We start from the raw sequence: 17,553 nt of genomic DNA on the forward strand, positions 1-17,553 counted from the left end.
TCTAGCGAGTGGAGAGCGTTCGTTCAAGGTCGGCTAGATCAGTTGACGTTTCGAGGTCGCAGGTTCTGTCGCCTGATCGCCCGTCAGCAATTGACGTGACGGACTGACCACAGGCAGAGAACCCTGTTCGTTAAAACCTATTCAACAGCACAGTTCTCGGAACTGGATTCTTCCAAAACGCTTTGCCAATCGATGCGCTTCGCGTCGGCCCACAACGACTCGAGGTCGTACATCTCTCGCGATTCTTCGGTGAAGACGTGCAAGATGATGTCGCCATAATCTTGCACGATCCAGGTGCTTTCGTCGTAACCTTCGCTGCCCCGCTTGGCAGTCCCAGACGTCCGCTGCAATTTGCTGACCTCGTCAGACAAGGCATGCATCTGCCGACGGTTCGTGCCAGTCGTGATGACGAAGTAATCGAAAATCGGTGTGATGCCGATCATTTCCAGCACCAGCGTGTCGCGACCACGCAAGTCTTCACAAATGCGTGCACACCGACAGGCTTGAATCAGAGACTGCTGTTGTTCGGCCGTGCGTTGTGTTTGAACTTGTTCGATCACGATTAATCTGGACTCCCAGTTTGCGGTAACGGTTTAGAAAATTCGCAGTGCACATTGCACGATGAAACCGGCGAAGACGACGGACACCATGCTCATCAATTTGATCAAAATGTTTAGGCTCGGGCCACTGGTGTCTTTGAAGGGGTCGCCCACGGTGTCGCCGACGACGGTTGCCTTGTGAGCTTCCGTCCCTTTCCCACCATGTGCACCAGCTTCAATGTACTTCTTGGCATTATCCCATGCCCCCCCGGCATTTGCCATCATAATTGCTACCGCGAAGCCGGAGGTCAATCCCCCCGCGAGCAAACCCATCACTCCGGGCACACCCAAAATCAGCCCAACAATGATCGGCACGCCGAATCCGATTGCCGACGGAACGATCATTTCACGCTGAGCGGCACGCGTACTAATAGCGACACACCGACTGTACTCCGGTTCGCTGGTTCCCTCCATGATCCCAGGAATCTCACGGAACTGGCGACGTACTTCCTCGACCATATCACTCGCAGACCGCCCCACCGCCTTCATCGTGAGTGAACAGAACACGAAGGCCAGCATCACACCGAGGAACATTCCCACCAACACCGCCGGATTCATCAGGGTTACGTTGTAGTACCGTACAAAGTCCGGCATTGTCGCGGTCGAGTTCTCGACGATGGCTTCGTTGGTCACCATCTCTTGGAGATTGGCACTGACAGTTTGACCAATCTCTGCGTTCTCAATCGCTTGAACGGATTCGCTGGGATTCCGACCGACCGGATAGAGCAAATAGGCATGGTTTTTCTCGCCATCGTTGAAGACAAGTACGTCACGATCGATTTTGAGTAGCGTGGCATTTGTTTCGCTTTCGCTGGCGACCACTTCGGACTTCACCGCCCACCGCTCGAAACCGATCCGAACTTCCTCCACATACGCTGCCAGCAAAGCCAACGCCGTCAGAGCCGCGGAACCAATCGCAAAGCCTTTCCCGGTGGCGGCGGTGGTGTTGCCGAGACTGTCGAGGGCGTCGGTGCGTTGTCGGACGGTTGGATCTTGATGACTCATCTCGGCATTGCCACCGGCGTTGTCGGCGATTGGCCCGTAGGCATCTGTCGCGAGTGTGATTCCGAGTGTGCTCAGCATTCCGACGGCTGCAATTGCCACGCCGTAAAGCCCTAAGGCAAACACGCGAGGGTCGGCATAATTGAAGTTAGTGGCGAATCCGAAGGCGAGCAGAATTGCCACGCCGACGGTCACAATCGGCACCCACACCGAATAAAACCCTTCAGCAACACCACCAATGATCACCGTTGCCGGACCAGTCACGGACTGATCGGCGATTCGTTTGGTCGGTGCGTATTCCTCGCTGGTGGAATACTCCGTCCACTTGCCGATCACCCACCCCGCGAGCAAACCGGTGACAATCGACCCGTAGACCCAGAACAGCCCCCACCCTTTCGGTAAGTTTTCACTGGCATCGGCGGCGTAAGTTAGGTTGTTGGAGGGCAGAACGAGTGTGATGATCACCAAAATCGCTGCCACAACCGCTACACCGATACTACTTCCATTGATTCCCTTCGCCAGAGCGCTGAGCAAATTGCGTTGGGTCGCCCCCTCTTCCGTGCGAACCAGGTAAATCCCGCCGATCGAAAGACCAATTCCGCACGCCGCCAACAACATTGGCAGCAAGAGCATCATGAACTGCATTTGCGATGAAACACCGTGGAACGCAGCCACACCGAGAGCGGCACTGGCGAGAATCGAACCGCAGTAGGATTCATATAGGTCGGCTCCCATCCCGGCAACATCTCCGACGTTGTCGCCCACATTATCTGCGATGGTGGCGGGGTTTCGTGGGTCGTCTTCGGGAATATTTGACTCGACTTTCCCAACGATATCCGCCCCCACATCAGCCGCTTTGGTGAAAATTCCACCGCCGACACGTGCGAACAACGCCTGAGCACTCGCCCCCATACCGAAGCACAGCATGGTCACGGTGATTTCCGCCAGCTCCATTTTCCAAATCCAATTCAGAAAACCGAACCATAGGCAAATGTCCAAGAGCCCTAATCCAACGACGATCAATCCCATCACCGCGCCGCTACGAAACGCGACTTGCAAACCTTCGTTGAGGGAATTCTTTGCCCCTTGCGTGGTGCGGGAACTGGCCATTGTGGCGGTCTTCATGCCGTACCAACCGGCTAAACCGGAAAACGCCCCACCCGTGAAAAACGCGAACGGCACCCAAGTCGACTGCTGACCGAAACCGAAAGCCAAGATCGCCAACAACGCACACACCAAGACGAAAAACACCGTCACGACTTTGTACTGCTGGAACAGATACGCTCGTGCTCCCTGCCGAACGTGTTCGGCAATGCGGATCATGTTTTCGTCGCCCTCGTCCTGGGCAGCCATCCAGGTGTAAAATTTGTAGGCCACAAACAACGATGTTAGCGAGGCCAACAGACTGAACGCCCATCCAATCGCAACGGGCCAACCGCCGGTATCGTGTGCCAAATTATCCGAGGCTGCCTCTTCAGCGGCCTGGCAGATATCGACATGACCGAACAAAGCGAGCGTAAATGCCAATCCCGCAAGAAGACTCAACCGAACTGATAACTTTGACGAAAATGATGAGCGACGATGTGTTTGCATCCGTGTTGCCTACTCTCTGTCTTGAAACCAAGGGAAGAATGGAAACGTCTGCTGATGAAAGTTGATGGAAGTTCCCACTCAACTTCTGTTGGGAACACACTTTCCGAAAGTCAACTTTGATGGGATGTGAGTGTATCCACCGAAATTTCCGATTGTCAACTAGGTGGGAACCGCGATGAAGCAATGAAGATTGCTCGGTTGGCCAAAATCCCAGTCACTCAGCCTTGCATGGGATAAACCAAAACATCAAAATGCGGGACTCTGTCACAAATCCGATGGTAATTTGAATCGTCCCCCCAACGGCGGACGTGTTTGAAGGATGAAGCAATGGCACATAAGAAGGGGCAAGGGTCCAGTCGTAACGGACGAGACTCAAATGCACAACGACGCGGCGTGAAGAAATTTGGTGGCCAAAGCGTCATTCCGGGGAACATTTTGATCCGTCAGTGCGGAACCAAATGGCATCCTGGCCAAAACGTCGGCATGGGACGGGATTACACGATTTACGCATTGGTTCCCGGCACGGTCTACTTCGACCGCAATGGTCGTCGCGTGAACGTTGCTCCCGCTGAAGCCAACGCATAGTTCGAACTGTGGTCGCTCAACACTGCAGACCGCGCAACCTCACGCGACCGTACGCAGGCTGGGTCGCCTTGCTTGGCTGACCCAGCTCACCCGACTGCACCACAGTCGCCTGTGTGCGTGATCGACGCGAAAACCCTGCTATCCCCTGGTCTCTACGAAACAAAACTCGCACTGACCGAGCAAGACTGCTTCAGTCGGCAGCTTCATCTTCGGCAAGTTTGCGAAGCGTTTCTCCAGGGTCGACGAAGTCCAAATCTTGAAGCGTTTCAATCGCTCCGGGTGTGGCTGCGGTGAAGGTACGGACATGCCGATCGCCGAATCGACGATCACTGACCCGAAACCGCCATAACGTGATGCTCAGCCCAATGGCAATAGCCACCGCAAGACCGATCACGTAAGGTATCAACCCCTGCTCCGTGGGCCCAACTTCTTTCGGGCGAGATTGCACGACAAGCGGCTCGATCATGGGGCCGATCAAAGTCGGCGTTTCCTTGACGCCATCGTTTGATTCATAACCTTCACGCTTAAACAGATAACCGGTGAACTGCACCGGCACTTCGATCTCCATGCCCGTCGGCAAGTCATCAGACACATTTGCAGCAATGATGCGATACGGGAACAACCCCGAATCCTTGGTCATCACCCAACCTTCCCAAAACTCAGCCACGTTGGCAGCATTTGTGACCGCCTCCGTCCTTTGCAGACGGCGAAGTGTCCCGCGAAGATGGACTGGCTCACCACGAAATGCCGCGGTTTCATCCATGAGAACCGCGTAAGACAATCCGTCTTCCACGACAGATTCAAGCTCCTGGGGTTGCACAGAATCGGCGTAGTCCAGGATGTGAAAGAAGATCTCTCGTTCAGCCGCACGGACGCCCACGGAACCATCGTTGACTTTCTGTTTCAATTCCCGCCGTAACGACAATGGCAAACTTGGCTCACCTTGAGATTTCGTCTTCGCCTCGTTCTTCCGTCGTTCGGCCGGTTCCGCGATTGCGACATTGACACCGGCCTCATCGTCGAGAGAAAACTCTCCGATCCGATCGGCTGCCCCGGAATCAGTCCCCTCCGGCGTTGACGAATTCTTGGCTTCCTTCGGGAACATCCATTCCCAGGTGCTCGGCTTGGCAGCGTACTGTGCCGCCAGCACGACGGCCATCAACATGCCCACCATCATCAACATCCGTGTTTGATCACGGCGGTTGAAATAGGGAGTCGAAGAGTTTGATTGCCGACGGTCAAAACGCATTCGCACACTTTCGTCGTACACGGGATCAGTAACGCGATCACAAAGGTTCTGGCTTGTGGAGGCCAGCAAACAATGGTTTTCTCGAAGACCACTGCAGACAAAGAAGACCGGATTCCGGTCATTATTCATTCTAGACGTGACATCGATGCGTCTCAATCAGAACACGGGGATTCTCAGTCGGAATTGAGACATGCAAGCGAAAGCCGACCGATCGGTACCCAGGGCCGACTTCAGGCTCTACAATAGAGTTCGATTGGAATTCACCTTAGTTTTTATTGATTCGATTGAGATCCATGGGACGCATTGGAACCGCCTTTCGGGCATTCTTCGGCAGTTTGTTCAATCCGGAAACGGCCACGCGAGTTGGGCAGGCACTTGCGGATGAACCAGCCAAAATCGAACCGTCAGAACAGCCTACACCCAAACCGCAACCGACCCCGCCCGCCCCCAAGCCGCCGGCACGCAGTGAAGCGGTCACGTTGTTGGCCACACTGCAACGTGAAGCCCGCCTGATTGACTTCGTGAAAGAACCGCTCGACGGTATTCCCGATGCCCAAGTCGGTGCGGCAGTCCGCGAGATCCACCGGAATCTGGCCGAGTCACTGAACCGGATGTTCCAAATTCAACCCGTCCTGACCGATGCCGAGGGAAGTTCGGTTGAGGTTCCATCCGGATTCAATGCAGGACGGTATCGGCTTGTGGGCAACGTCACCGGAGAAGCACCGTACCGGGGCACGTTGGCTCATCACGGCTGGCTTGCAAACTCGACCCAACTGCCCGACTGGACCGGCAACGACGACAGTGCCGACATCATCGCCCCGGCAGAAGTCGAATTGAAATAACGAAATCGAACACCATCGTGTTTGCCGAGACCGGCCGTCCGTGTTCGCAGTGGACGTGAGAAAGCGGTTGCTTCCTGGCCTCCACGAGACAAAACCCGCTACGATCAATAGTCAACAGCTTTAGAGGAAGTACGCACCGATGTCCGCGGACTTTGTGATTGGGATTGATCTCGGCACGACAAACAGCGTGCTTTCGTACTCGGCTTTGAACGCTGAGAAGCCAACAATCGAATTGTTGCCGATTCCTCAACTGGTGGCCCCTCAGACGGTCGAACTGCACACGACTTTACCGTCGTTCCTGTATCTGCCGACCGATCAGGAAACTGGCGGCGTTTACGACTTGCCTTGGCAAGCCAATCCGAAGACGGTCGCCGGGCGTTTGGCGCGTCAGCAATCGGCGGATGTGCCAGACCGAACCGTGGGAGCCGCGAAGTCGTGGCTATGCCATAGCAAAGTCGATCGGCACGCGGCGATTCTTCCCTGGAACGCTCCGGATGACGTGCCGAAGGTGTCTCCCGTCGAAGCATCTCAACGGTACCTGGAGCACCTCGTCGCTGCTTGGACTGACGCATTCCCGAACGCTCCGATTGCAGATCAAAATGTGGTACTCACGGTGCCCGCGTCATTTGACGCCTCCGCTCGGGAGTTGACTCGTGAAGCAGCATTGGCGGCTGGTCTTCCAGACGATTTGGTGCTTCTGGAAGAACCGCAAGCCGCCGTGTATGCGTGGTTGCAAGAAGTTGGCGACGAATGGCGGAAGATCCTGACCGTCAAAGACACGCTACTTGTTTGCGACGTCGGCGGCGGCACGACCGATTTGTCGCTGGTCACAGTCGTTGACGAAGACGGCGACTTTGTCCTTCGTCGCTTGGCCGTCGGTGACCACTTGCTGGTCGGCGGGGACAACATGGATCTTACCCTCGCCCACTACGTCGCGGGATTGTTCGAGGAAAAAGGAATCTCCCTCGACCCTTGGCAATCGGTTTCGCTGTGGCACTCCTGTCGTGCCGCCAAAGAAGCCCTGCTCGCTCCCGATGGACCGGAAACGCATACGGTGTCCGTCCTGGGTCGTGGCAGCCGACTGATCGGCGGAACCGTTTCCGTCGAAGTCGAACGAAAAGCGGCTCAGCAGATTTTGGCAGAAGGATTCTTCCCGGAATGTGCACTCAACGATCGACCACAACGTCAACGAGCGTCTGGGTTTCAGGACATCGGCTTGCCATTTGAATCCGACCCCGCCGTCACCCGGCATTTGGCGGCCTTTCTAGCGGCTCATGGTGGTGACGAAGCGATTCGGCCATCGCACGTGTTGTTCAACGGCGGTGTTTTCAAAGGCGAGAACTTAACGACCCGCTTGATGAGTGTGCTTGGAGATTGGTTCGATCAAGGCGGCGAAAAGCCGCAAATCCTCGAGGGGGCCCACGACTTGGATCACGCGGTCGCTCGAGGAGCGGCGTTCTACGGGTGGTCGAAAAAGACGGGCGGACTGCGAATTCGCGGCGGCACCGCTCGGGCGTACTATGTGGGAATCGAAACCGCCGGCTTGGCCATTCCCGGGGCACCGCGTCCGTTGCGTGCCCTTTGCGTTGTTCCATTTGGCATGGAAGAAGGCACCGCCGCCGATGTGCCCTCCGGAGAAATCGGCCTCGTCGTGGGTGAGGCGGCGCAGTTCCGGTTCTTCAAATCGTCGGTCCGCAAGGAAGATCAACCTGGCGACACCCTCCCCAACGCGCCAACCCACGAATTGGAAGAAACGGATCCCCTGGAAACCGTTCTCCCTCCGGACGAAGACAGCGAAGACCCATTCGTTCCCGTCAAATTTCACTCGAAAGTCAACGAGCTAGGGCTACTGGAACTCTGGTGTGTATCCACACAATCGGACAAACGCTGGAAACTTGAATTTAGCGTGCGTGAAGAGGACTGACAAACCGTCTTAGAGCCTGACCCCGGGATACCACATATCAAACAAGTGCGTTTCCTAAAAATTCTGTGAGCAAACTGGAAAATCTTCGAAGATTTTTCACATCAGTCGGGTTTTACGGGTAAGATGGGTGACCAGATTTCCCGGGTGACATTCCGTTCAATTAACACCACACTTGTTAGGTCTGTTCCTCGCGGTCGTCTGTTAAAGGTTGAGCATTTTTTCTTCGCCAAATTTCATGTTGGTGATGCTCTGTCATCTTTTTCTTAATGTCTTTTTGAGGCTCGTCAATCATGCGAAAACCTACGCACCGTCATGGATTCACGTTGATTGAGTTACTGGTGGTGATTGCCATCATCGCCATTTTGATTGCACTTTTGCTGCCCGCGGTTCAGCAAGCCCGAGAAGCGGCTCGGCGAACGCAATGCAAGAACAAGTTGAAGCAAATCGCCTTGGCGTTGCACAACTATCATGATTCTGTGGGTGTGTTTCCGTTTTCGACAATCTGTGGGATCAACACTAACAACACGGGAATCTCTAACAGCAACTCTCGGCAGTCTTGGTTTCACATGGTCTTGCCATATGTGGAACAGGACAACCTCTACCAAGACATGCTCGTTAAGATCGAAGCCAACCAGTTCCCTGGTGGCTGGAATCCAGAAGCCTCGGTCGTCGTCGACACCTTTATGTGCCCGACAGATCCTGTGAACCCGAAGACCACACAACAAGGGTTCCATGGAAACTACATCCCTTGCCACGGAGCCGGTAATACGGGAAGCGGAACAGGAACCCCACCGGCCAATCTCCGGGGAATGTTCTACCCGCTGTCCAAGACGAAGCTCACCGACGTCAAAGACGGAACGTCAAACACGATCATGCTCGGTGAAATTCGCTTGCAGGAAGACAGCGTCCCAGCGTCGGGGAGTGGTAACGTCGTCTGTGGTGGTTCTCACGACTTGCGGGGGCGGTACCACAATACGCGTCACGGCAACTCAACGTTCACAACCTTGCGTTCGCCGAACACTCCTACCGGTGACGCCACACAGTACTGCAACGGCACGGAAGATGTCCCCTGCCGCGAATGTCGCTCGACCAACGGTGAAATTCACGCTCGCAGTTGGCACGCGGGCGGCGTTCAAGTTGCGATGGGAGATGGCTCGGTTCGCTTCTTCTCAGACAACACAGACCAAGCCACGTTCCAAGCATTGGGCACAATGCGAGGGAAGGAAGTCATCGATCTCGATTGAGAGCCCCGTCACGGTTGTTGATTCAATTGAGACCCCGCGTTTCGGCCTGCGGATGGCGGGCCGATTCTCGCTTTTGCTAATTCCCACACCTAGAGATTGACCCATGCGACTCTGCCTCAGACTCTGTGTATTCTCTCTCACCCTGGCTGTCCTACATGGCTGCGGTGGTTCCGATGAGATCGAAAAGTTCCAAGTTACTGGCACCGTCACCTACCAAGGCAAACCGATTGAGAAAGGCAGTATCACATTCGACCCTGCCGACAATCAGGGCATTTCCGCGATGGGTGGAATTGAGAACGGCCAATACACCGCCGAAGTGCCACCGGGTGAGAAAATCATCCGAGTCAGTGCCGTTCGCGTGACTGACGAAAAAGACGAGTACGGTGAAGCCATCACCGAAACCTACATTCCTGCAAAGTGGAACCAAGACTCTCAGCTCAAAAAGACCGTAAAGCCGGGCGAAGAAAACAAATTCGACATCGCGCTCGACTAGACCAATTGATCAAAACGAAAAAGAAAGACCATGCGGCGATCGTATTGAACGCTGCATGGTCTTAGCTTTTGGTACTGACTGCGTGAGTCCCCGCCCCGAACCAGTGATTAGGAAGCGTAGTTTTCTAATTCAATATCACCCAAGTCATGACTCCCACCCACCTCGTCTTCGGGGATTGTGACTTCGATGGGCGTTTCCTCCTGCGAGAACTCCCCTTCCAACGCATCTTTGCCGTAGCCGGTTTGATCGTGGAAGATCGCAATTTTGTATAAGCCGGGTGCGATTCCTTTCCCTGGTCCAAGCAACTGAAAATTGCCTTCTGTGTCGAGTTCCGTAGCCTCCATCCCGGTGTCGTTGGTATCATTCACTGGATGGAACTGCACTTCGACCCTGCCAAGTGCAACTTCGGGACGATCCATCTTGAGAGGTTCCCCACTCTGAAGGATTCGCCCGGTGACAATGACGCCCTCAGGAACTTCCGGGTTGGCATTTCCACCACAACCCACCCCGAAGACAGGAAGTACCATCACCAATCCCAACCAGTAATTCGTTATCGAACGCAATGTAATATCCCCTGCAAAAAGAACGATGGAAACGCTGACTTGGTTCAGTTTGTTGAACGCTAAGTCGCTTAGGGGAACGTGGTGACATTGCCATCGCCACGGTAACCGAGATCTCGGAAAGTGGCATTGTCGATGTTGTAGCTAATGAAGTGAACGGCACCGTCCGTAAACATTGCGTGAAGCCCTCCCGGATGTGACGACCCGAAACGGCTATCCCCCGTTCCAGACCGTGGATCGGGTCGCGGTTCTCGGTTACTAAACCGAATGACATCATGGTCCCACCCCGAGGTGTATCCTTCGTTGTCATCCGATTGGTAGCGTCCCAAATTCGCGATATTCAAGCGTTTTTCACCGATCGCAAAAGTGCTGGAGGTGCCATCGGTGATGTCGCGGAACGCGATCACTTGTCCGGTTTGGTCACTGTTCGTGCGAACGATGACACCGTTGCTGTTGCTGCCGACACAGCCTGCATAGTCAGTTTGAGCGTGCTCATAGGTACCGCTGGGACCGTACCAACTTCCAGTCGGGTCCAATGCGATTGCCGCACGTCGGCTTGGGCAGTGAAGTCCTGCAACCGGAGTGGAAATCGCCTGACGTTGCCGATCTGCATTCGATGCCATGCCACTTCCGTCCCAGAGGTTCGTCTGCTCCATAAAGGGCAAGATTTGAAACCCCCAACCGGCCCGTTGACGTGGAGCAACTTCCGGGGTGCCTTCGGATGAGTAGTCGGGCGCGTAGGACCAGTGATGCCCGCCGGACGGCAAGAACCCGTAGGTATCGTGGTGGTTGTGGAAGGCAATGCCAAGCTGCTTCAGATTGTTCTTGCACTGAGTGCGACGGGCCGCTTCTCGGGCTTGCTGAACTGCCGGGAGCAATAACGCAATCAAAATCGCGATAATGGCAATCACGACCAACAATTCGATCAGTGTAAAACCGTGTGGAGATGAAGACGCACGTTGACGACGCATAGGAGAACTCCTTGAGAATGAGATGGACCGAACGATCCGTATACCTGAATTGGAGTCCTCAATATAAACAGAATTTTCGATTTTTCGTATGGTCTTTGCGTACCATCCCTATTTTTGTTGCAAAAAGTCGACACCTACGGAGCCTGAACCGATTGCGCAACGGCACGATGGAACGATTTCTGCCGCAATCGTTGCTCAGGGTCGGGTTGATAGAGATGCACGTGTAGCGTTTCGTAAGTTCGCAGGTCGCGGTAGCTGGAGACGAACTGCAGCAGTTCCGTGACGAATGCCTCCGCTTGACGGTGATCGGTCTCAGGATTGAAGGGCACTTGCATCACGATGCGGAAGGTGAGCGGGCCATTCTTGTGGGTTTTGTGACGACCGGCTTCCACGCGGGGTTTCGAATCCTCGTAACGAGCGGCGATTGCATCTTGCACGTCACTAAATGGAGCCGTGTGCCATTCCCAATACAGGAACAACAAGGACGTGGCGGAGAGGCCGAAACAGAACATGCCCAGCACGACCCAATGGCCACTCGTCAGATGGACTCTGGAAGGCTTGGACATCAGAAACATTTACCATCGAGGTCGAATTTCACCACCACTGCGGATCATAACCCGTCATCGCTACCCGATGCCAATGCATCGATTGTTTGCATTGGGTCAGCCAACGGAATCGGTCGGTCGCCACGGTAAGGAATCCGCCCTGCTCGGTCAATCAGGAAGACACCGGGCAACTCTCGTAGCGATTGCATCGTTTGGGTTTTTGGCTTCGAGGAGTCTTCGTCGATGCGTCGGTACGCTCGCTGTGTGGCGAAGGTTGGGTCCGAGAGAATTGGAAACACCCACCGCGGTTGATCCGGATTGATAGTCTTCATCCGCCCCCGATTGGTTTGGGGCAACGCGGAACTCAATGCGAACAGCTTGATTCCTCGCGATTCCAACGCATCGGCGGACTTCGTGAGCTTACGAATGACGGGGTCACTGTCGAATGGCTTCTGCCCATCAAAGAAGACAAGCAGAATACGATGCCGCCCTAAGTAACTCGACAGCCGCACCAATCGTTGAGGCTTGCGAGCATCGTAGACGGCGAAATCGGGAGCTTGTCGAAGGGTAATCGTCGATTGATCACTCGCCGGATTCTGTGCGGGCGGCTGGCTAACCTTCCAAACACACAACGCAATGATGATCGCTGCCGAAATCGGCAACACCAGGAACCGAAAACGTTTCGCTCCACGCATAAAAAACCGTCGTTTCGCAGTAGCAGCGTCGATGGCACGAAGATTGACACGGGTCGCCGAGAACACCGGGAACGACGACGCAAAATTGGCAAGGATACTATTCGCTTCTAGGATCTGTTATACCGTCTCGACCGCAGAATCAACACACGCAGCCCTTGATCGACCTGACTCCTTCGACAAATCCGAGCGAACTGATGAAGAATGGATTTCTGGGATACAACGCCTCCTTCATGCTGGATTTTGTGGTTTCGGCCTTGGTGCTGATCGTTCCGGTGTTGATCTGGAGCATTTGGCTTGTCAAATATCGGCAGTCCTTTTTGCTGCATAAGCGTGTGCAGATTGCCCTCTCCGCGGTGCTGTTGCTGGCGGTCGTCGCCTTTGAAGTGGACACGCAGTTAGTACACGGTGGTTGGCAAGCAATCATCAACAAGCCTGATCAGCCACCACTACGAACCGAGACGCAACTCGTCGAAATCTCCGGTGTCCTGAGAATTCACCTCATCTTCGCCATCAGCACACCGGTCTTGTGGGCGATCACCCTCGGACTGGCATTGCGAAGGTTTCCCGAACCGCCCACACCGGGACAGCATAGCCGTCTTCACAAGACGCTCGGCTGGATTTCAACGGTCGATCTCACGATGACGGCGGTCACAGGGCTTTGGTTCTACTACGTTGCATTTGTTGCGTAGCCAAAACAACTTCCGCGCTCCAAGCGTGAACCCCTCTATCGCCGGGGAACCGCTGCGGTTTGACGTTCGTGTTCGTGAGCATGATCCGACACGAATTGCTCAGCCGGGATCGACGGACCTTTCAAGGCGTGTTGCGAAGCCCATTCGATACGAATCATTCGGTCGCCGAGGTAGTCAATCCGTTTGGCGACTTCCTGAGAAGTTTGCTCCAAACCGCCCGAAACCAACGTAATCACGCCGAGAAACAACAACATTTGCCCGGTGATTGTGACGAGCCAACCGGTCGGTGTGTATTCCTGCCATTCCGTGCTGCCGAAGTAACCCATCAGCAACATGGCGGCACCGATCGTCAATGCCAGCACACCACCGTACGCGAGCATCTGACCCCAAAACGCCTGCAGATTCGACTTAGAATCCAGTTGACCAACCGATTGAACATCAAAATGCGGTGGCCGTTCACCGATGGCGTGAGGATCGTGCATCCGAGCCGGTGCGGACCATCCCGCTTCGGGTTGTGGAGGAACCGCGTAGTTCGGCGGAGTCGGAGCGGATTGCGTAACATTCTGAGCGCCAACAAGTTGCGCATGATGAGCGACATCGTCCGACGAATGATTTGGAGCGGACTGCGTCTGCGAACCGGACTGATGCGGCAACGGGTGTGCAGAATCCAATCGATACGCCGGTTGCGTCGAAGCTGGTGTGGTCGGCTTGCCTGATCGGTTGCCAGTGCCAGCCTGATCGTCCGACTCAACTCCCGGCAGTTGCGGACCTTGCGACCAGCGTTGAAGCAACTCCCGAGCGTGAGACGCCGAATCGCTGGCACGCGATGCATTCGCGGTCGGAATCACCGTTCCACAATTTGCACACCGCGCTTGACGGTTGTCGGCTGTGACTTCCGCCGCCACGTCGGCTTCACATTTGACGCACCACATCCTCACCGTCCCTGCTGGATGAACCGCTAATCCGATCGTTCACAATCAAAATGGACGCCCGCCGCAAACCATTTGCAATTGATTCCGGCTGACGACGCATTCCTTGGAAACTTGGGGTCTTACCCCAATTTCAGGCTTTAACGCAAGAGGTTTTTCCGGAAGACGGGAAAGACGAGAACAGAAAACGGAGAGTAACCCGGCGTCAGCGCCTTGCTTGTCAACGGCGAAAGGGTTAATCTGCGGTGCTGTCAAAAAGTCACATTTCTCGGCGGTTTTCGAGCAGACACACACGGCAACAGGATGCGTACACCACTGGCCGACCACGAACGTGTGGTGATAACCGGTGTCGGCTTGACCGCACCGAATGGAAACAATCTCGCGGAGTTTCGATCCGCCTTGCTAGCCGGTGAATCCGGCGTCGTCCCGTTCGAAACTCGATACATGGGCGAAGTGTTAGCAGGCGTATGCGATTTTGAAACGACCCGCTATCAAAAAAGACGCGAAGTCCGTCGGGGGACCCGTGCGGGATCGGTCGCCGTCTACTGTGCCAATGAGGCCATCCGCGACGCGAACCTCGATTGGGAAACTGTCGAGCGAGACCGCGTCGGTGTGTATATCGGCATCACCGAGCACGGGAACGTCGAAACCGAAAACGAAATCTGGGAGATTTCGCAATTCGATTACGATACGACGTGTTGGTCGCATCACCACAACCCACGAACGGTGGCGAACAACCCAGCGGGTGAAGTCACACTAAGCCTGAAGATTACCGGCCCACACCTGACGATCGGTGCCGCCTGTGCCGCTGGCAATGCCGGTTTCATTCAGGGCGTGCAGATGCTGCGTCTCGGCGAAGTCGATATGGCGATCGCTGGCGGGGTTTCGGAAAGTATCCACACGTTCGGCATCTTCGCGAGTTTCCAAAGCCAAGGCGCACTGGCTCGGCATGACGACCCCGCCAAGGCGTGTCGTCCTTTTGATACAAATCGCAATGGAATTGTCGTCGCAGAGGGCGGCGGGCTTTGCACACTCGAACGTCTATCCGATGCAAAGGCACGCGGCGCCAAGATTTATGGCGAAATCGTCGGATACGCTATGAACTCCGACGCCACCGATTTCGTGCTGCCGGACTCCAATCGGCAAGCCGAGTGCATTCGTCTGGCGTTGAAACGAGCGAACCTCACGCCGGAAGACATCGACATCGTCAGCAGCCACGCAACGGCCACCGAACAAGGTGACATCGAAGAAGCAACGGCATTGCACGCGGTATTCGGTGAAAGCAAGAACACCGTCGTGAACAACACCAAGAGTTTCATCGGCCATGCGATGGGGGCGGCTGGAGCACTCGAATTGCTCGGAAATATTCCATCGTTTGACGATCGAATCGCACACGCTACAATCAACCTCGACCAACGTGATCCCAATATCCCCCTGCAGAACATCGTGGCAAACGAACCACGGTCGCTCGATCGGGTGGATCACATCCTGAACAATTCGTTCGGCATGTTGGGCATCAATTCCGTGGTCATCGTCCGACGATATTTCGGAGAGTAACCAATGCGAATGGGGTCGCCCGTTCGCCTTCCTTTTTTGATATTTGATAACTCGGCAGACTGAATTCACCCTCTTTGTCATCCGTGATGAAGTCCGTCGCCGCGATCAGAGAATCGGAGTTTTGCATGAGTCCCGGAGAGATCCGACAGGTCATTCTCGACATCCTCGACCAAATTGCCCCCGATGAGGATCTGTCCGACCTCCAAGACAGCAAACCATTTCGGGAGCAAATGGAACTCGACAGCATGGACTTCCTCGACATTGTCATGGAACTCCGCAAGCAATATCGAGTCCAAATCCCCGAAGAGGATTACCCCGCCTTGGCTTCGATGGACAGCACCGTCGAGTACCTCAAACCAAAGCTGGAAGACGTCCCGAAGCGTTAACAGTATACTTGATGATGTGATGAGGTCTGAGGTGATGACGGGAACATCCGATTCGGACCTCTCCCGTGATCCCTGCCCCGCGATCTGACTACCGTGAAATACGATACCATCATCATCGGAGCCGGGTTGTCGGGTTTGGCGGCTGGGATTCGGTTGGCTCACTTCGAAAAACGAGTCCTCATCCTCGAACGGCACACGACCATCGGCGGGCTGAATTCGTTTTATCGGTTGCGGGCGCGGAATCACGATGTCGGTTTGCACGCCGTCACCAATTATGCCAAACCGGGAACGAAAAAAGGTCCACTAAGCAAGTTGCTTCGGCAGCTTCGGCTATCGTGGGATGATTTCGGCCTGTGCCCGCAAGTCGAGTCGGCAGTTGCGTTTCCCGATTGCACCTTGCGATTCACGAACGAGTTTGCGTTCCTAGAATCGCAAGTGGCCGAGCGTTTCCCGTCGCAGATCGATGGATTCCGCCGGTTGGTCGAGAAAATCGACCAGCATGACGCACTCAGTCTCAACCGTGAGCCGGTTTGGTCACGACCGATTCTGGCAGAGTTCATTTCCGATCCCCTTCTGATCGAAATGCTGCTGTGTCCCCTGCTCCTCTACGGCAGTGCAACGCCACGGGACATGGATTTCAACCAGTTTGTGATCCTCTTTCAAAGCATCTATCAAGAGGGATTCGCCCGCCCGTACGGTGGTGTGCGACAGATGCTCAAACCCTTGGTTCGCAAGTACAAAAGTCTTGGGGGCGAACTTCGACTTCGATGCGGCGTGAAGACGATCCACACACATGGTGATCGGGCGGTATCGGTGGAACTCGATGACGGTGAAATCATCGAAGCTGATAATGTTCTCTCATCAGCTGGTTCCACGGAAACGTTGCGACTTGTCGAAAATGCTCAGAGTGAAGCTCAGGAGTATAAACCCGGCGAACTATCGTTTGTGGAAACGATTTTCTCGCTCGACCGCGAACCGCTCGATTTCGGTCACAAAGAGACCGTGATCTTCTACAACTCACTCCCGAAGTTTCATTACGAATGCCCCAGCGAACCGGTTGATATTCGTAGCGGGATCGTGTGCTCGCCAAACAATTTCCAGTATGACGAACCGCTTGATGAGGGCCGAATCCGGATCACCGCGTTGGCGGACCCCGATCCCTGGATGAGTTGGCCGGAAGAAAAATACGTCGCGGAGAAGGAACACTGGTGTGCGGCGATCGCCGAAGCCTCGCAGCAATTCATTCCCGATTTCCGCCCACATATCGTGGACACCGACATGTTCACGCCCCGCACGATCACCAAGTACACCGGGCACTTGAACGGTGCGGTCTATGGTGCTGCCGAAAAAGTCGTCGACGGTCGCACGCATTTGGAGAATCTGTATCTCTGCGGTACCGATCAAGGCTTCCTCGGCATTATCGGTGCGATGCTCTCAGGCGTTTCAATCAGTAACGCTTACCTGCTTCGATGATTCTTCGAAACCCTTTGACTGTCTACCGCAGTTTGCCTTTCAGGAACTCTGCCAAGCCGAAAGCGACCAAGACGAAGTTGTTCCGTCTTGATCACTCTCGGCTTGAAGTTAACGCAGATTGAACTGTCAAAAGGGCACAGTTAACTTTCACAACTCAGTGCGAATTCCCTTCACGGTTCTAGACGTTCTTCGCCACCAGGGTTGTTGATGTTGACGT

General features: G+C 54.8%; 17 protein-coding genes. 9 read left to right on the plus strand and 8 right to left on the minus strand.

What is annotated here, in order from left to right:
* Window positions 1-137 precede the first annotated feature (137 nt).
* Both rsfS and G6R38_RS16405 read right to left on the minus strand, forming a co-directional pair.
* A complete protein-coding gene (gene rsfS, locus G6R38_RS16400; RefSeq protein ID WP_240928231.1) occupies window positions 138-560 on the minus strand; it encodes a ribosome silencing factor in 423 nt (140 codons plus the stop codon).
* 33 nt (window positions 561-593) lie between these two features.
* Entirely contained in the window at window positions 594-3,194 is a 2,601-nt protein-coding gene (locus G6R38_RS16405) for a sodium-translocating pyrophosphatase (RefSeq protein WP_166828094.1), read from the minus strand.
* A gap of 327 nt (window positions 3,195-3,521) precedes the next feature.
* Here G6R38_RS16405 and rpmA point away from each other — a divergent pair, with 327 nt between their 5' ends.
* The gene (gene rpmA / locus G6R38_RS16410; protein WP_166828097.1) at window positions 3,522-3,779 is read left to right on the plus strand and encodes a 50S ribosomal protein L27; all 258 of its coding nucleotides are present in this window, start codon (window positions 3,522-3,524) and stop codon (window positions 3,777-3,779) included.
* A 190-nt stretch (window positions 3,780-3,969) separates the two neighbouring features.
* On the opposite strand, the gene G6R38_RS16415 is transcribed toward rpmA, so the two are convergent.
* Window positions 3,970-5,028, minus strand: a complete 1,059-nt coding sequence (locus G6R38_RS16415; protein WP_166828100.1) for a hypothetical protein — start codon at window positions 5,026-5,028, stop codon at window positions 3,970-3,972.
* A gap of 293 nt (window positions 5,029-5,321) precedes the next feature.
* On the opposite strand from G6R38_RS16415, the gene G6R38_RS16420 reads away from it, so the two are divergent.
* The 4 genes from G6R38_RS16420 to G6R38_RS16435 all read left to right on the plus strand — a co-directional run bounded on the left by G6R38_RS16420 (window position 5,322) and on the right by G6R38_RS16435 (window position 9,531).
* On the plus strand, window positions 5,322-5,870 hold the full coding sequence (locus tag G6R38_RS16420) for a DUF2760 domain-containing protein (protein WP_166828103.1): 549 nt from the start codon (window positions 5,322-5,324) through the stop codon (window positions 5,868-5,870).
* A 139-nt stretch (window positions 5,871-6,009) separates the two neighbouring features.
* The gene (locus G6R38_RS16425) at window positions 6,010-7,794 is read left to right on the plus strand and encodes an Hsp70 family protein (RefSeq protein WP_166828106.1); all 1,785 of its coding nucleotides are present in this window, start codon (window positions 6,010-6,012) and stop codon (window positions 7,792-7,794) included.
* A 290-nt stretch (window positions 7,795-8,084) separates the two neighbouring features.
* The gene (locus G6R38_RS16430) at window positions 8,085-9,038 is read left to right on the plus strand and encodes a DUF1559 domain-containing protein (protein WP_166828109.1); all 954 of its coding nucleotides are present in this window, start codon (window positions 8,085-8,087) and stop codon (window positions 9,036-9,038) included.
* A 103-nt stretch (window positions 9,039-9,141) separates the two neighbouring features.
* Window positions 9,142-9,531: a hypothetical protein gene (locus G6R38_RS16435; RefSeq protein WP_166828112.1), complete on the plus strand. Its 390-nt coding sequence runs from the start codon at window positions 9,142-9,144 to the stop codon at window positions 9,529-9,531.
* Between the two features lie 107 nt (window positions 9,532-9,638).
* Here G6R38_RS16435 and G6R38_RS16440 read toward each other — a convergent pair whose 3' ends face one another.
* The 4 genes from G6R38_RS16440 to G6R38_RS16455 all read right to left on the minus strand — a co-directional run bounded on the left by G6R38_RS16440 (window position 9,639) and on the right by G6R38_RS16455 (window position 12,302).
* Window positions 9,639-10,058: a hypothetical protein gene (locus G6R38_RS16440; RefSeq protein WP_166828115.1), complete on the minus strand. Its 420-nt coding sequence runs from the start codon at window positions 10,056-10,058 to the stop codon at window positions 9,639-9,641.
* Window positions 10,059-10,162: 104 nt separating this feature from the next.
* Window positions 10,163-11,062: a DUF1559 domain-containing protein gene (locus G6R38_RS16445; protein ID WP_166828118.1), complete on the minus strand. Its 900-nt coding sequence runs from the start codon at window positions 11,060-11,062 to the stop codon at window positions 10,163-10,165.
* A gap of 134 nt (window positions 11,063-11,196) precedes the next feature.
* Window positions 11,197-11,628, minus strand: a complete 432-nt coding sequence (locus G6R38_RS16450) for a hypothetical protein (protein WP_166828121.1) — start codon at window positions 11,626-11,628, stop codon at window positions 11,197-11,199.
* A gap of 44 nt (window positions 11,629-11,672) precedes the next feature.
* A complete protein-coding gene (locus G6R38_RS16455; protein WP_166828124.1) occupies window positions 11,673-12,302 on the minus strand; it encodes a redoxin domain-containing protein in 630 nt (209 codons plus the stop codon).
* Between the two features lie 194 nt (window positions 12,303-12,496).
* Between G6R38_RS16455 and G6R38_RS16460 the strand changes: the two genes are divergently transcribed.
* On the plus strand, window positions 12,497-12,991 hold the full coding sequence (locus G6R38_RS16460; protein WP_166828129.1) for a DUF420 domain-containing protein: 495 nt from the start codon (window positions 12,497-12,499) through the stop codon (window positions 12,989-12,991).
* 35 nt (window positions 12,992-13,026) lie between these two features.
* Here the strand turns inward: G6R38_RS16460 and G6R38_RS16465 are convergent, their stop codons facing one another.
* Window positions 13,027-13,923, minus strand: a complete 897-nt coding sequence (locus tag G6R38_RS16465) for a hypothetical protein (protein WP_166828133.1) — start codon at window positions 13,921-13,923, stop codon at window positions 13,027-13,029.
* Between the two features lie 300 nt (window positions 13,924-14,223).
* Here G6R38_RS16465 and G6R38_RS16470 point away from each other — a divergent pair, with 300 nt between their 5' ends.
* The 3 genes from G6R38_RS16470 (at window position 14,224) to G6R38_RS16480 (ending at window position 17,336) form a co-directional block, all read left to right on the plus strand.
* A complete protein-coding gene (locus tag G6R38_RS16470; protein WP_166828136.1) occupies window positions 14,224-15,477 on the plus strand; it encodes a beta-ketoacyl-[acyl-carrier-protein] synthase family protein in 1,254 nt (417 codons plus the stop codon).
* A 125-nt stretch (window positions 15,478-15,602) separates the two neighbouring features.
* Window positions 15,603-15,863, plus strand: a complete 261-nt coding sequence (locus G6R38_RS16475) for an acyl carrier protein (protein ID WP_166828139.1) — start codon at window positions 15,603-15,605, stop codon at window positions 15,861-15,863.
* Between the two features lie 93 nt (window positions 15,864-15,956).
* Entirely contained in the window at window positions 15,957-17,336 is a 1,380-nt protein-coding gene (locus tag G6R38_RS16480; protein WP_166828142.1) for a phytoene desaturase family protein, read from the plus strand.
* Window positions 17,337-17,553 lie beyond the last annotated feature (217 nt).

The organism is Thalassoroseus pseudoceratinae, assembly GCF_011634775.1.
GTDB classification, from domain to species: domain Bacteria; phylum Planctomycetota; class Planctomycetia; order Planctomycetales; family Planctomycetaceae; genus Thalassoroseus; species Thalassoroseus pseudoceratinae.

What these genes read in the sequence shown, in the direction of transcription:
- G6R38_RS16475 (WP_166828139.1), top strand. Translation starts at nt 15,603, where the DNA reads ATGAGTCCCGGAGAGATCCGACAGGTCATTCTCGACATCCTCGACCAA.
- G6R38_RS16440 (WP_166828115.1), bottom strand. Translation starts at nt 10,058, where the DNA reads ATGGTACTTCCTGTCTTCGGGGTGGGTTGTGGTGGAAATGCCAACCCG.
- G6R38_RS16430 (WP_166828109.1), top strand. Translation starts at nt 8,085, where the DNA reads ATGCGAAAACCTACGCACCGTCATGGATTCACGTTGATTGAGTTACTG.
- G6R38_RS16445 (WP_166828118.1), bottom strand. Translation starts at nt 11,062, where the DNA reads ATGCGTCGTCAACGTGCGTCTTCATCTCCACACGGTTTTACACTGATC.
- G6R38_RS16465 (WP_166828133.1), bottom strand. Translation starts at nt 13,923, where the DNA reads ATGTGGTGCGTCAAATGTGAAGCCGACGTGGCGGCGGAAGTCACAGCC.
- G6R38_RS16460 (WP_166828129.1), top strand. Translation starts at nt 12,497, where the DNA reads ATGAAGAATGGATTTCTGGGATACAACGCCTCCTTCATGCTGGATTTT.
- G6R38_RS16450 (WP_166828121.1), bottom strand. Translation starts at nt 11,628, where the DNA reads ATGTCCAAGCCTTCCAGAGTCCATCTGACGAGTGGCCATTGGGTCGTG.
- G6R38_RS16405 (WP_166828094.1), bottom strand. Translation starts at nt 3,194, where the DNA reads ATGCAAACACATCGTCGCTCATCATTTTCGTCAAAGTTATCAGTTCGG.
- G6R38_RS16455 (WP_166828124.1), bottom strand. Translation starts at nt 12,302, where the DNA reads ATGCGTGGAGCGAAACGTTTTCGGTTCCTGGTGTTGCCGATTTCGGCA.
- G6R38_RS16435 (WP_166828112.1), top strand. Translation starts at nt 9,142, where the DNA reads ATGCGACTCTGCCTCAGACTCTGTGTATTCTCTCTCACCCTGGCTGTC.
- G6R38_RS16420 (WP_166828103.1), top strand. Translation starts at nt 5,322, where the DNA reads ATGGGACGCATTGGAACCGCCTTTCGGGCATTCTTCGGCAGTTTGTTC.
- rpmA (WP_166828097.1), top strand. Translation starts at nt 3,522, where the DNA reads ATGGCACATAAGAAGGGGCAAGGGTCCAGTCGTAACGGACGAGACTCA.
- G6R38_RS16470 (WP_166828136.1), top strand. Translation starts at nt 14,224, where the DNA reads ATGCGTACACCACTGGCCGACCACGAACGTGTGGTGATAACCGGTGTC.
- G6R38_RS16425 (WP_166828106.1), top strand. Translation starts at nt 6,010, where the DNA reads ATGTCCGCGGACTTTGTGATTGGGATTGATCTCGGCACGACAAACAGC.
- G6R38_RS16415 (WP_166828100.1), bottom strand. Translation starts at nt 5,028, where the DNA reads ATGCGTTTTGACCGTCGGCAATCAAACTCTTCGACTCCCTATTTCAAC.